We start from the raw sequence: 14,241 nt of genomic DNA on the forward strand, positions 1-14,241 counted from the left end.
TCCTTTTTTGCAAAACAAATCAACTATGATACTCTTACTGTATCGGTGTATCAGTGTATTAATCAATTAATACAGTATAGGCTAATGTTAGAATTACTTAATGTCAACCCTAATAGTGGCGAACCCATCTATCGACAATTGCATGAGCAAATTGTGAGGTTAATCGTGGGCGAACAGCTACATGCGCAAGATGTACTGCCCTCTGTTCGCCAGATGGCAGAGTTTCTTGCTGTGAATCCTATGACGGTTTCACGTGCCATACAGCAACTCGTGGATCAAGGTTGGTTAGAACGACGCCGTGGGCAGGCCACTCGTGTTGCAGAAAAGCCAGCTAACCAAGCCACTTCAGGCATCAGTTTGTTAGATGATCAAATTGAAAAGTTGGTAGAGCAAGCCAAGCAATTGGGTGTAACCGATACGCAGCTTGCCGCATCCATTAAAAAATACTGGCAGACTTGAATGTATAAATAACTTGATCACATAAAAGTGTACCTGAGTATCCATAAAGCTCAGTCAAAGTTACTGCTTACTAAATAAGGTATTGAAAAGTTGAGTTATTATGTCGTCATAACAGCGTAAGCTGGTATCCAGTGTTTTTCTACAAAATGAGAATGGCACTCGACTATCGACACGCAACACTGTCGTTATTTCGTTTCCAGCCTTCGCTGGAGTAACAGCAAAGTTCGCTGAGCTTTGTAGATAATCAGGAAAGTGTAAGTAAATAAGAGAAAGGGAATAAAATGGACTGTTTGACACCTGTACTGAAATTTTCTCAAGTCAGTAAGGCATACGCCGGTGTAAAAGGAAAAGCGCCTATCATAGCTTTAGACAAACTCGAATTAACGCTTTATCCCGGCATGGTTGTGGGTTTACTTGGGCAAAATGGCGCGGGTAAATCGACTCTCATGCGTTGCGCGTTAGGGATTACGATCTTTGATGACGGTGACATTTCAATCTTAGGAGAGTCTCCGCAAACCTTGAGTGCAGCGGCAAAACAATGCATTGGTTATGTACAACAACAACCGGTTGGTTATGAAGGGTTTACGGTCGATAAGGCGTTAGACTTACATGGCAGTTTTTACACCAATTGGGATCATGATCTCCAGCAACAATGGCTGCAACGATTTGAGCTTGATGGTCGCCAAGCTGTACAAAAGTTATCAGTGGGGCAGCGACAAACATTAGCTTTGATCATGGGCATGGCTTATCGCCCTAAATTACTGATTTTAGATGAGCCTGTCTCAAGCCTTGATCCGATTGCTAGGCGCAAATTTATGGCCGATTTATTTGAATTGGCACTGGAGTCCGGCTCTGCGGTGTTGTTTTCATCTCACATCACTTCTGACATTGAACGTGTTGCGAGCCATGTCGCCTTACTTAAAAATGGTAAGTTAGTGTTATTTGAAGAAATTGATGCGCTGCGAGAGCAAGTCACTCTAGTCACATTAGCTGAGCATTCTGAATTACCTTCTTATGTGCATCGACTTGCGGGCTGTGAGCAACGCTGGCTCATCAATAATACGCAGCCACAACAGCTACTGTCTGGCATTGTCAGTGAACAAAAACTTAATTTAGAAAACTTGTTTGTGGAGTTGCACCGATAATGGCTAAGCACTCACTTACCTGCGAACCGTCAGCACAGCTTCAAGTTAGTAAATCTTGGCGAAACCCTTACCGTGGCATGATTCGGTTGTGGTGTTTTGATATTGGCAGTGCCAGTTTTTTAATTACTGCACTGCTGGCGGCTGTTTTTTCGTTCATGGCACTTGTTACTGATGTACCTAAAATTTTTTCCTTACTGTACGGCATGAGCATAATTAGTGTTTTTGCCGCTACCAGTTGGATGATTAATCGAATGCGCGGCAATGAGTCGATAAGATTAATTCCACATTTATTTTCTAATTTGTTGATCCAAGCATGCACGATATCACTGCTACAAATAGCACTTGGCACAGCAATAAGTTGGAAGTTTTTTGATATGAGCATACTTGCTCATTTATTGGTGGTAACAGCAATTGGGTTAAGTTTCGTTCGCTTGTGTTTGCTCATTCCTAAATTATTTTTTGCGGCCGGGTTTTTATTTGTTATACCTGCTTTTTTCGGCGACTCAGAAATATCTGTTTCCATTCATTGGTTAGCCTTGGGAAATTTGGTTATTTTAGCGGAGTTAGTGCGCGGCCTTATCATGGTTAAATGGTCACCAAATGCTCAAGGGATTTACACAAGCGGCGCCGAAATGGGCATGTTTTCTGTCCCTAATATTGGTGGAAAATGGCTGCAAAAAGTACATAAGTACTTACATCCTGCTGGTTTCTTCATGGGCAACGCATTATCAGTGTTACTTGTGTTGTTGATGATCGCCTTTGTGGTACTTGAAGCTGCAAACCAAATATTTCATTGGCAATTTCCGACACTCGCCTTATTGTCGCAAATGTTCATCATTACCTGTGCATTAGTACACTGGACACGAGTTCAACGGCATAAAGCGTTTGAGTTACTTTACCTGTTACCAACTCATAGTGGTTTGTCTGAATTAATCTCCCAATTCATACGTGGTCAACGACGACTGTTGCTAATTGTCACAATGTGTATTGCATTGTTTTCAAGCGTCATGAGTGTATGGATACCAGAGTTGAGTAAAATCGATATAATACATATTACTATGAGCACCTATATTGGCTCTGCATTGGTACTGGGTTTAGGTTGTATGTGTCAAAAGATATGGCAAGTCAGTTTATCCATGCTAGTAATCGTCGGGCAATCATTATGGCTATCAATGGGCGTTAAGCAGATGAGTGATGGTGGGGACGAAAGCTTTTGGTTGATTGGCAATGTGATCTTATTTGTAATAGCTGAAGTGATTTTTAGTATGGGTAAAAGGCAACTGTGGAAAACAAAGAAGTAGATTTAGAGTAAAAACTCAGTGGAGTTTCGGTACGGTTCAGGTAAAATGCGCAAAAAGCGAAACAGTTGTAAGCTAAAATTATGTCCCTTGAGCAGTACCACCTCATTTCTTTGTTGCGTAAGCAAAGCCGAACCCGACCTGACGAAATAGCCTTAGAAGGCTATGATTCAGTTGAATCATGGCAACATGTCAGCTGGAAAAAATTTGATACTATTACTAACAAGCTAGCCCAATGGTTCATTCAATCTGATATTAATATTCAGGACAAGTGTGCCATTATGGCGCAAAATGCACCGCAATGGACCTGTGCCGATGTGGGGATTCTAAAAGCTCGTGCTGTTGTGGTTCCCATTTATCCAACAAATACTCTCGAACAAGCCGAATTCATCATTAATGATGCTGAAGCGAAAATCTTATTTGTGGATAATGAAGAGGCTTATCAGCAAGCCTGTGAATTACGTAAACTGTGCCCAAGCCTGCTACGAATCGTTGTTTTTGATGCTACTACGCCTTTGGTTGATATCAAGGATGCTCATTTCGATAACATTTTAATTGAAACACAAAGCCCTGCGGTAGCTGCGGTAGATATTGAACTTAAAGTACGCTTAACTGGCAGCAATTTGGATGATTTGCTCACACTGATATACACGTCTGGCACCACAGGTGACCCCAAAGGCGTGATGCTTGATTATCGTAATATCGCATCCACGGTAAAACAACATGATACTAAGCTATCGGTTTCTGCGGGTGATGTTTCATTAGCCTTTTTACCTTTGAGCCATATTTTTGAGCGAGGATGGAGCTTTTACTGCTTGTGCCGCGGAGTTAAAAATGTGTATTTAACCGACACCAGTAAAATCAAAGAAGCAATGACAAAGGTGAAGCCGCAAACCATGTGTGCCGTCCCGCGTTTTCTTGAAAAAGTATATTGCGCCATTCAAGATAAAGTGTCTAATGCGCCCACAGCCAAACAGAAGTTATTTCATTGGGCAACGACAGTGGGAGAACGTCAATTCGAAGTAGAGCAAGGACGGCGTAAATCAACATTGATATTATCTGTCCAGTGGAAATTGGCAAGCAAGTTAGTGCTATCTCCGCTAAAAAGTCTCTTAGGTGGCAGGTTTCGGTTTATCCCTTGTGGTGGTGCGGCACTCGATGTCAACATAGAACGCTTCTTTCACGCAATTGGCATTCCAGTATTATGTGGTTACGGTATGACAGAAACCACGGCTACTGTTACCTGTAATACACCGGAGCAACGAACGCCGGGGTCAAATGGTCAAACTTTGCCTGACACTGAAATAAAAATAGGGGCAAATAATGAGATTTTAGTTCGAGGTGATGGCGTGATGCGTGGCTATTATCGACGCCCGCAAGAAACGGCAGATACCTTCGAAAATGGTTGGTTAAAAACGGGAGACGCTGGTCATATTGATGAAAAGGGTAATCTTTTTATTACCGACAGGATCAAAGAATTAATGAAAACCTCGAATGGCAAATATATTGCACCACAACGGGTTGAAGGCAAAGTCGGCTGTTGTCCTTATATCGAGCAAGTTGCCGTTATTGCAGATGCTAAAAACTATGTCACAGCCTTGATTGTGCCAGCCTATGAAACCTTAGAAGTTTGGGCTAAAGAGCAAGGATTGAAATACAGCTCGCATTTAGAACTCTTACGGCATTCAAAAGTGATTGCCCATTTTGAACAGCGGGTTAATGATATGCAGCAGGGGCTCGCAAACTTCGAAAAGGTAAAAAAATTCACTTTACTGCCGGATGCTTTTTCAATGGAAGCTGGTTTAATTACGCCTACATTAAAGCTTAAACGTAAAATGATATATCATAAATACGCGAATGAAATCAGTGCAATGTATCAACGCTAAGTATCATGTAATCGCTATTAATCTCTGAGGGTTTAATTCCCCGTCCCTTGGGACGAACTACCTTCTTTCGTGAATCTAGATTGATACCCCGCTGCTTGCGGCTGGGTTGTTCATTTACCAATTCAAGGGCTTGAGTATGCAAAGCAAAGGATTTGAGACAACATTTTCCCCCCGTTTCAGTGAAACCGATGGTATGGGGCATATTGGTAATACAGTGTTCCCCGTGTGGTTTGAAGCGGCACGTGATCCTATTTTTGAAATTTTTAACCCGTCACTTAAGCTTAAAGAGTGGAATTTGATATTGGCAGGCTTTAATGTCAGTTTCGATGCTCCAACCTATTATGGCAAGCCAGTTACTATCATAACTACGGTTTCTCGCATCGGTGGTTCCAGTTTTGATGTGCATCAGCGTTGTATTCAAGAAGGGGTACAAACCGCTACGTGTACAACGACTATGGTTTATTTTGATTATAAAACGGCTAAAAGCTTGTCTATATCAGATGAAATAAAGCATCGCATTATGGCTAGGTGTTTTGTTGAAAGGACGAACTAGCGGATTCTAAAAGATTAAAGCGGAATGGTGACCGCTTTAATCGTACAAAATTAAAAAGACAGATGTTTAAAAGAGTCTATTTTTTTGTATGTCGATTTTTCAGACGACTGTGTGCGATTAATATAAAGCACATTCATTCCAGCGTCATCAGCGGCTTTTAACTCTTCCATGCGATCAGAAACAAATAGCACCTGTTTCGCCGTAAGGCTGATGGTGTTTAAGATATTAGAATAAGCTTGTTTGTCGGTTTTGTTTCCAGTACGGGTATCGAAATGTCCGCTAAATAGTGGTGTTAAATCACCACCATCACTGTGACTAAATAATAACTTTTGTGCATCAACCGAACCTGATGAGAAACTGTAAACACGAACATTTTGTTTAACATAACGCTGAACGGCATCAATAAAGTCAGGATAAATATGACCAGTAAAAGTGTTGTCGCTGTAACCTTGCTTCCAAATAAGTCCTTGGAGTGTTTTTAATGGTGTCGCTTTACGATCTTCTTTTATCCACTGCAAAAGAATTTCGCTCACACGAGAAAGGTTTGCATCTGGCTCTAACGCAATGTCTTTGACGTCACAGATGCAGTTTTCAACCAACACATCGTCTTTGTGTTGTTCAAGAAATTGAGGTAATACCTTTGCTGAATAAGGAAAGAGTACATCTTCAATGAAAGAAAGATCCGTTGTTGTTCCTGCTGTGTCGACGATTAAGGCTCGAATACCCATAAGACGGTTTGGCTCCACAAAAAGGCTAATAATGCAACGGATGATCCTAAAGTGAATCGCGACATTTGACCAGCAAATAAGTGTGGGTAATTGAAATAATAATACCAATTACATTCTTTTGAGCCTTGTTAAAAAGACTATAACTCAAGGTGAATGAGGTTTACTCAGTTGATACAATTTGTATTTATAGCCTTGCCGCTGTTCTGGGTCATAACTCCATTCCAAAGCGTTTGTAAGTACTTTTTGAGCCGCTTTAGGACGTTGGTTGCTCAAATACACTTGATATAATCCTAAATAAGCAGGTTGTACATACGGAGCTAGCTTCAGCACTTTACGGTAATATTTAATGGCTTCAGCATCTTGTTGATTACTTTGTGCAATATAGGCTTGTTCAAGCCAATTATAAGGATTGGGGTCGTCTAATTTAGCCAATTGAGTACGTAAAGCATTTGCCTTAACCATTCTCTGCTGTCTCTCCAATAGAATGATGTAGTTTGACAGTAGCCTTATGTTGTTGCTTTCATAATGCATTCCCGCGAGATAAAGCTGCTCCGCCGTGGCAAAGTCACCACTTCGTTTGTGCAATACGGCCAATAAATTGAGTGTCTCTGGATTATGCTCATCTGCTTTATATCCAGCCATAGCATATTGGAAGGCTAATTCAATACGATCATCAATTAAGGCTTCAGCAGCTATATTGTTATAATATTTTGCAATGAATTCTGAGTGATCAATGTTTTTACCTCGGTGATCGTTCGAGTCTGGAAAATAGTCAATAACAGTATGGGGACGAACAAGGGTTATTCTGTTTGGTTTAGGAGTGTAATTAGGATCATATAATCGAGTTTGTACATGATTAGAAGACATGATCAAACTGCCCTGTTTATCAAAAATAGGGATGGTATTAACTTCGACAAAATCAAATTCTAAACCTGCAATTTTAGCGAATGCTGCGGTGAGCATCGCCAAACTCATACAATTTCCTTTATTGAGGTACATGGTTGTTTGCGCGTCGTAGGTTTCACCATAATATGTGAAATTACTCAATTTGCTTTGTAAAAAATCCGCCACTGCTTGATCTGGCCTTACGCCATTTTTTAAACGTTGCTTATGATCGGTTAAAAATATTTGCTGTTGTTTTTCCGATAATTGAAAAATGGGTTGATGAGAAAAATCTTTATTACCATACGAGGGGAAAAGTTCATAATTGATATTCACACTAGGTGGTGGAGCTTGCTGATCTTTTAAAGGCCTTGCATTGTGAGAACAAGCTTGCAGTTGCAATGAACAAATCAGAAAAAATACAGTTTTAATCAATGACTTCATCTTCTACCTCGGCATAAAACTCCATTCGCTTAACACTCTACATTAACAATTGTTTACGAATAAGCAAGTTATTAACATTTATGAATTGAATACCAGAGTAATTTTAGAGGCTTGCTATTAGAAAGACTTTTTGGTTACAAATAGTTAACTTTTAAACGGCATGTATAACAACTGATTGTTTGGCATAAACGTGACGAAATGATAATACAAAGTCATCTTTTGTTTGTCATGAGAGCAAAAAAATATGCTGACTGGAACTGCTGTTACGGGTATTGCTCCTAAGGGTGATTTTGACAAAACATTAGAAATACAACAGAACATCATTAAAGCTGTAAATGACGAAGATGATAGCGAAGTGGGAAGGATATTAGCCCTGCACTCCGAGTTTGATGTAGACATTTTCGTGGGTGATGAGCCGCTTATCATTTTAGCTGCGAAAAGCAGTAATCTTGATGTATTCATCATGCTCATACAAAAATCAAAGAAACCAGCGGCATGTGACAAGTTTGGAATGAATGTGATCCATCATTTAGTACTAAGTTCTCATAAGCATTGTTGTTATCAGTTTTCTATGGATGCAGCGCTCATTGAAGCGATAAAAAGAGATGTGCCATTCACTCAAGAAAACAATTCTGGTGATATTGCCCTAATTAAGTTATTTGAACGTGATTTCTTTAAATATTGTGAAAATAGTCGGGCGTTAGCATTGGCTAAAATATCAAAGCAAGAATTACGGGCATTAAAAGTAAATGGGATTAATTTAATTAATTATATTGATGAGCATTATTCGAGATTTAGTTTGCAAGGTTTTGAATGCTTAATAAAGGCAGGCTTTAACTTTAGCCAAAAAACGATGTTAGAGATGACGTTACAAGAAAGCTTATACGCACAACTTGGTTTGGTTCAAAACATGTCTGTTCAACAGCAACAACAGTTTTTAATGAACCTCGATGGTACTACATTTTCCCACTTCAATGACTTTAAAAGTTATATCTACGATATTACAAGATTAATCGATAAACACACATTACATCTTGATGAATATGAAGCTGTGAACGTGTTGCCTAGTTATAGCCAAGTGACCAGAGAAAAAGCTAATGATGAAACAAAGGGAGACCGTTTACTAAATAGACGTCGTTCAGTATCAATTACTGAAATGGATCAATTATCACCTACTGAATATCTCCCTCAAACAGAGTATTTACCATACAAAGATGAACCAGAACCAGAGCGTCAGCGAAAATTGGCACAAGATGCTAATCCTTTGACATGGTCGGAACAAATATTCTCACTACCGCCGCCTACTAAATCGAGATGGGTCAGTACTCCAAACTTATCGGAAAGTGGAAATGGAAGTGAAAACGCTTATGGAATGGCTACATTAAAATTGCAATCATTTAAAGGAGCAGCAACCACATTTTTAATGAAGATAAATAATAAATTACATGGTAAAGCTTCAAAGCCGAGCTTGGTATTAGTTGAAAATATGGAGATAGGAGGTATAACCATTTTTTCTGGACATGTGGGTGAGTTTCGGACGAATTACTTACCGCTGTTAGATGCACATAAAAAGGAACAACCTCACAAAAAATTACGATCTGCCAGTGTGGTAAAAAATGTACCGAGGGCACAAAGGCAATATACCCCAGTGACTAAAGCACAAGTAGAACAAAGGGAGGAATTTAAAGAACAAATTGTTCAAAAAATGAAATTGTCGGCAAAGTTCGCACACCGCCGTTCAACAGTATCACCATTAAGGCCTGCTGAAAGTGCTGCATTTCGAGTCGGTAGTTTTGACAGTGATAGTACATTTGAAAGTGTATTCCCGACAGGTAGATCCAGCATTTCATCTGAGCACTCTATAAATCTACCCATGGAAACCTGCGAATCCTCAGCTTGCTTAGCAGTAACAAACACATTTTTAAAATTGTTCGATGCGCAAAAATGTCTCCGAAGAGCCAGTGTTTTTATTCCGACAATCACCACTCCCGAGATGACTCATGAACTCAAAAAGCAACGTGAAACAGCGATTGAAAGCGCAAGAGAGTTAAAAAGTGTGACCGGAAGTTTGACAGGAGTAGGAAGACTAAAGGTCATTGCCGATGAACTTAAGGGTGTTAGAGAGCATGCAATGTCAGGTATTGCTAATGCTACTGATGATTATACCGAATGGCTTCAAAGGTTGGATGTTGAATCACATATGGATTGTGAATCCACAACTGTATTTCACGGGATAGAGCTCGCCGCAAGTGTACTCACTCAAATTGATTCAATAAGACAGTTAAAAGTAAAAAACATTAAAGACATTGTTGAACCAATTTCTGGGCTGGTATCAGGAACAATAGGTGTAGGTGCCGCCAGCACTGAAATGGTGGCGCACTTTTCTGAAGGAAGTATTTCTGAAGCTGTTGGTGATGCATCTGCAAGCTTAGAAATTATTGGAGCACTTAAAGATGGCATGATAAAAATTATCGACTTGATTAAAGCATTGTCCCATTCAGGGAGTTTGACCCAAAGTGAACATTTTGCCCCAACGGATTTTAAAAAAACTCAATACTATTTAGGAGAAGGTCTGTCGTATGCCAAAAAGTTTGCCTCAATAAGTAAAAAGTTTCTAAGTGCGGCAAAAAAAATCATTGATATTGTTGGATCTAATTCAGGCATGATAGGTGAAGCAGTACCTGGTCTAGGGCTAGTGGTTAACCTTATTCATATCGTAGAGCAAATTCAAAAGCTGACAACGAACGTCCCTTTATACATGCAGTTGTCTGAGATGAAATTGAGAGCAAAAGTGTTACTGAATGAAATGGATCAAACCACCAAAATCATTAAAGCCAATGGTAAAACCAATACAGTAGAGTTAAAAGTCTTCCTGGCACTGTCTCCAGAAATTGAAAATGAATTAAATGACGAGATAATTGATCCTGATGCGATTGACGAAGTAAGGCGTTATTCCTTTGTGAGAGAGATGAAATCTGTAAATTTAGATCGTATTAGAAACGAGTGTTTTTCTATTGGACTTCACGTTAGTAAAACATGTGCAAATATTACAGAATTGTCGGTAGTTGCTGAAGAGGTCGCTATTGCGTTAACAGTAACGAATGCTGTCATTGAAATAGGAAAAGAGGCAGTCGAAGGTGGCGTACAAAAAATAAATAATTTAGTCCAGAATGATCATTCGGCTAAACACAAACATGAAGCCTTGTGTGAACACATTGAAATATTGTTTGATCTGACGGCTACGGTATACAACAAAAATATCCACCTTGTCGACAGCGAACTTTTTTCTAGGCAATGTGCTGAAATAGATATTCTATTTAAATCAACAGGTTTGCCATTTAAACGTTTCTTAAAGTTACTTCAATCTGATGAAAGTAAAGCCATTAGGGCTTTATATAGGGCGATGAAAAACCGAAAGTGAATACAGAAGTTTCAACTCGTAATGCCCTTTGTTACAGCATTGCCCTAATCCGCCACATTTTCAGTATTGCTTAAGTAATTTCTTGTCATTCCTGCGAAGGCAGGAAACCAGTGCGTTTGAAAACTTCAAATAAATTTTGTGATGTTTATGCCTCGAAACAAGCTAATAAATTGCAATTAACTTTATAAACTCTTTAGTTTTGGAGTCTTGACTTGAAATCTTGATTGAATTTTTCCTTGGCATTACGAGCATGAAAAAGTGCTTTTTCAAGATTTCTACAAGGCTTTTGTTTACTTTTTGCTTCGGTTAATTCGTGTTGAATTTCTATAATATCTTGGATACATTGATCCTGAGTTTCTTTGTGAGCTTGATATTCATCTAAAGGCAATGTCTGAGGTTTATGCTTTGAACAAAAATGTTTAGAAAAGCAATCTGTGCAGTGTAGCGCTTCAACTCTCCGGCCAAAATTTGGTTGATCGAGCCTCATTAATAAATCGCGTTCCTGCTGTGAACATGCTGAGGCGGTTACTGCTTGAGAAAGAAAATCCAAAGTCGGTGGTACATCACTATCACTATCACTATCACTACTTACATCATAAGTTTTGTTGTAACTTAACTCCCAAGATTGGACTTTTCTAGGAGTAGGATCCTGTAGGTAAGTATCACTTTTGATTATTTTTGTTGATGAAACTGCCATAAGGTTTCTCCGAGTAAACATCGTTTACGCTATCATTAAAAATGATATCTACTCAATAATTAATTATCTTAGATATATGTAAACATTATATAAAAATGTAGTGAGTCTCTATAAGTATTTAGGAAAGTTGCGGAAGAAAGTATACTGGTGAGTTCTGGTCACTCCAGCGCAGGCTGGAAACGAAGTAACGACAGTTTTGTATGTCGGTAGTCTAGTGCCTTTGCTTTTTTCTATAAAAGTCACTGGATACCAGCCTTCGCAGGTATGACAAAGATTGGTACTTTCTAAATAGTTATACCAATTACAGTAATCTCTCACTCAGCAAGAGCTAAAGGGTTTCAGTGCAAGGCACAAGCTCGAAGTACTATATTCCCTATGGTCGTCATATAGAGCTGGCGTTAAACGCACTTCGTGCTTTTGTCGGGATAATTCAAGTGCTTGTAACGCAGTAATGGAACCCTTTAGCCTTGCCCTTCGGTAGCTTGTATGTGCTCACTTTAGTTTATAAAGAATACTTCTCAAAATTGTCTTGACGTAGCAATGTAATAACGGCAGCTATGTATGTCGGTAACAACTATGTCTTCATCAATTTCGATTGCACTTTGAGCACATACATAGCACTGAGTTGAGTATTTGATTACTGTAATTGGTATAATCAGTGTGAAAGAGACTATTTCCCCATGGCAATAATTTGGCCGCTTTTAACGACTTGTTGGCATGGATTGACGCCATAACCATAGGCTAATTCGGCGGGTGTTTTAATGCCCCATAAACAAAAATCAGCTTGCTTGCCTATTTCAATACTGCCAACACTATGCTCAATACCGAGTGCTTTTGCGGCATTAAATGTCATGCCCTTTAGTGCTTCTTCAGGCGTTAACCTAAACAAAGTACAAGCTAAGTTAAGCATTAATAAAGTAGAGCATATCGGTGATGAGCCGGGATTGAAATCACTCGCTACCACCATAGGAACATTATGCTTTCGCAGTAAATCAATCGGTGGTGTTTGAGTTTCACGTAAAAAATAAAATGCGCCGGGTAACAATACGGCGCAAGTGTCGTTTTCACTTAATGCTTTGACTCCTGCTTCATCAATGTACTCTATGTGATCGACAGATTTTGCCCCGAGTTTAGCTGCCATTTTAGAGCCGCCCAGATTGGATAGCTGCTCAGCATGAAGTTTAATGTTCAGCCCAGCTAGCTTAGCAGCAATTAATACCTGTTCGGTTTGCTTTAAATCAAATGCGATGTTTTCGCAAAATACATCAACAGCATCGGCAAGCTCAGCATCTATAATGGCTGGTAGCATGTCATTAACTACATGCTCGACATACTGATTTGCGCCATCAAGTATTGTATTAAATTCTGGTGGAATCGCATGAGCGCCTAAAAAAGTGGTCTGTACATCAATATGATGATGTTTACCAAGCTCACGCGCGACTCGCAATAGTTTGAGTTCAGTGTCTAGATTAAGTCCGTAGCCTGATTTTATTTCAACTGTGGTGACACCTTCACGTGCGAGGGCGTTTAAACGTTGCCGGCCGAGTTCAAATAACTCCGCTTCATCCGCATGACGGCAGGCCTTTACCGTCGAGATAATTCCTCCACCCTGACGTGCAATGTCTTCATAACTGGCACCGTTTAATCGTTGTTCAAATTCATTTGCTCGGTTGCCAGCAAAAACCAGATGAGTGTGCGCATCAATTAAACCGGGCGTTATCCAATGATCGTGACCTTTATATATCGGTGTTGAAAGCGCATCAAAGCAGGGTAAATTTATACGCTCACCTACCCAAGCTATTTTGCCATCCTTAACAGCAATCGCACCATTTTCAATCGCGCCGTAGGAGTTTGTACGCTGAGGATCCATAGTGGCAATGTTGACGTCTATCCAAAGTTGATCCCACTGTTGCATGATGATACTCCCAAAATGATGAAATTTTGACTTGTATTATGTTGTATATACAAGCTAATCTTTTAGCCATAACATATCATAACGGAGTTTGCGTGATCCGAGCCAAGTTTGCCACTATTAAACAACACATCATCGAGCGAATTGAATCAGGCGTCTGGGGAGAGCAAACAAAATTGCCTTCTGAGAATCAGCTCGCAGATGAATTTGGTTGCAGTCGAATGACAGCAAGGCGTGCTGTTACTGAGTTGTGTGATATAGGAGTATTAGAGCGCAGCCAAGGCATTGGTACCTTTGTTTCGGGGTTAACCGCTCAGTCATCCGTGCTGACTATCCGTAATATTTCCGATGAAATTAAATCACGTGGTCATGGCTACAGTGTGCTGCAATTAGCGTTAACGACTCAAGTAGCAGATAAAGAAATTTCAATCGCATTGGATGTTGAAGTTGGTGCAACGGTTTTTTACTCAGAACTTCTGCATTATGAACAAGACGAGCCGCTGCAGCTTGAATGTCGCTATGTGAATCCTAAATTAGTGCCGAACTACTTACAGCAAGATTTTAGTCAATGCACGCCACACGAATATTTATCCCAAGTCGCCCCCTTAACCGAAGCTCACCATAAAATTCAAGCCATGTTGCCCAGTTTGGATCAAGTACACCAGCTAGAGCTACGGACAATGGAGGCCTGTTTGTTGATCTCAAGACGAACATGGTCGAGGCAAGGTGTTGTGAGTTTCGCAAAATTGATCCACCCAGGAAGCCGCTTTCATTTAGGTGGCCATTTAACCTTTTAAATAGAACAAATAAACAATA

The 14,241-nt window shown here is 39.8% G+C and carries 11 protein-coding genes; 7 read left to right on the plus strand and 4 right to left on the minus strand.

Translation table 11 applies throughout. The features are described from left to right. Positions 1 to 84: 84 nt before the first annotated feature. The 5 genes from E2I05_RS01230 (at position 85) to E2I05_RS01250 (ending at position 5,341) form a co-directional block, all read left to right on the plus strand. The gene (locus tag E2I05_RS01230; protein WP_121853666.1) at positions 85 to 459 is read left to right on the plus strand and encodes a GntR family transcriptional regulator; all 375 of its coding nucleotides are present in this window, start codon (positions 85 to 87) and stop codon (positions 457 to 459) included. Positions 460 to 740: 281 nt separating this feature from the next. Next, positions 741 to 1,604, plus strand: a complete 864-nt coding sequence (locus tag E2I05_RS01235; RefSeq protein WP_121853665.1) for an ABC transporter ATP-binding protein — start codon at positions 741 to 743, stop codon at positions 1,602 to 1,604. Continuing rightward, the gene (locus E2I05_RS01240) at positions 1,604 to 2,905 is read left to right on the plus strand and encodes a hypothetical protein (protein ID WP_121853664.1); all 1,302 of its coding nucleotides are present in this window, start codon (positions 1,604 to 1,606) and stop codon (positions 2,903 to 2,905) included. The genes E2I05_RS01235 and E2I05_RS01240 overlap by 1 nt, the downstream gene beginning before the upstream one ends. Before the next feature lie 80 nt (positions 2,906 to 2,985). Beyond that, complete coding sequence (locus E2I05_RS01245; protein ID WP_121853663.1) at positions 2,986 to 4,788, plus strand: AMP-dependent synthetase/ligase; 1,803 nt, start codon at positions 2,986 to 2,988, stop codon at positions 4,786 to 4,788. Positions 4,789 to 4,924: 136 nt separating this feature from the next. Then, positions 4,925 to 5,341, plus strand: coding sequence for an acyl-CoA thioesterase (locus E2I05_RS01250; protein ID WP_121853662.1), 417 nt, complete (start codon positions 4,925 to 4,927; stop codon positions 5,339 to 5,341). Between the two features lie 50 nt (positions 5,342 to 5,391). Here E2I05_RS01250 and mtnC read toward each other — a convergent pair whose 3' ends face one another. Then, positions 5,392 to 6,069 carry an acireductone synthase gene (mtnC, locus tag E2I05_RS01255; protein WP_121853661.1) on the minus strand — a complete coding sequence of 226 codons (678 nt, stop codon included), beginning with the start codon at positions 6,067 to 6,069 and terminating at the stop codon, positions 5,392 to 5,394. 144 nt (positions 6,070 to 6,213) lie between these two features. Beyond that, positions 6,214 to 7,395, minus strand: a complete 1,182-nt coding sequence (locus E2I05_RS01260) for a tetratricopeptide repeat protein (RefSeq protein ID WP_121853660.1) — start codon at positions 7,393 to 7,395, stop codon at positions 6,214 to 6,216. 244 nt (positions 7,396 to 7,639) lie between these two features. Between E2I05_RS01260 and E2I05_RS01265 the strand changes: the two genes are divergently transcribed. Further along, complete coding sequence (locus tag E2I05_RS01265; RefSeq protein WP_121853659.1) at positions 7,640 to 10,816, plus strand: hypothetical protein; 3,177 nt, start codon at positions 7,640 to 7,642, stop codon at positions 10,814 to 10,816. A 193-nt stretch (positions 10,817 to 11,009) separates the two neighbouring features. On the opposite strand, the gene E2I05_RS01270 is transcribed toward E2I05_RS01265, so the two are convergent. Together E2I05_RS01270 and hutI are read right to left on the minus strand one after the other, a co-directional pair. Next, positions 11,010 to 11,513 carry a hypothetical protein gene (locus E2I05_RS01270; RefSeq protein WP_121853658.1) on the minus strand — a complete coding sequence of 168 codons (504 nt, stop codon included), beginning with the start codon at positions 11,511 to 11,513 and terminating at the stop codon, positions 11,010 to 11,012. 670 nt (positions 11,514 to 12,183) lie between these two features. After that, positions 12,184 to 13,428 (minus strand): imidazolonepropionase, encoded by a 1,245-nt coding sequence (gene hutI, locus E2I05_RS01275; protein WP_121853657.1) that lies wholly within the window; start codon positions 13,426 to 13,428, stop codon positions 12,184 to 12,186. Positions 13,429 to 13,520: 92 nt separating this feature from the next. Between hutI and hutC the strand changes: the two genes are divergently transcribed. Continuing rightward, positions 13,521 to 14,222 carry a histidine utilization transcriptional repressor HutC gene (gene hutC, locus E2I05_RS01280; protein ID WP_121853656.1) on the plus strand — a complete coding sequence of 234 codons (702 nt, stop codon included), beginning with the start codon at positions 13,521 to 13,523 and terminating at the stop codon, positions 14,220 to 14,222. Positions 14,223 to 14,241 lie beyond the last annotated feature (19 nt).

The organism is Parashewanella spongiae (assembly GCF_004358345.1).
In the GTDB taxonomy this organism is placed as follows: Bacteria; Pseudomonadota; Gammaproteobacteria; order Enterobacterales; family Shewanellaceae; genus Parashewanella; species Parashewanella spongiae.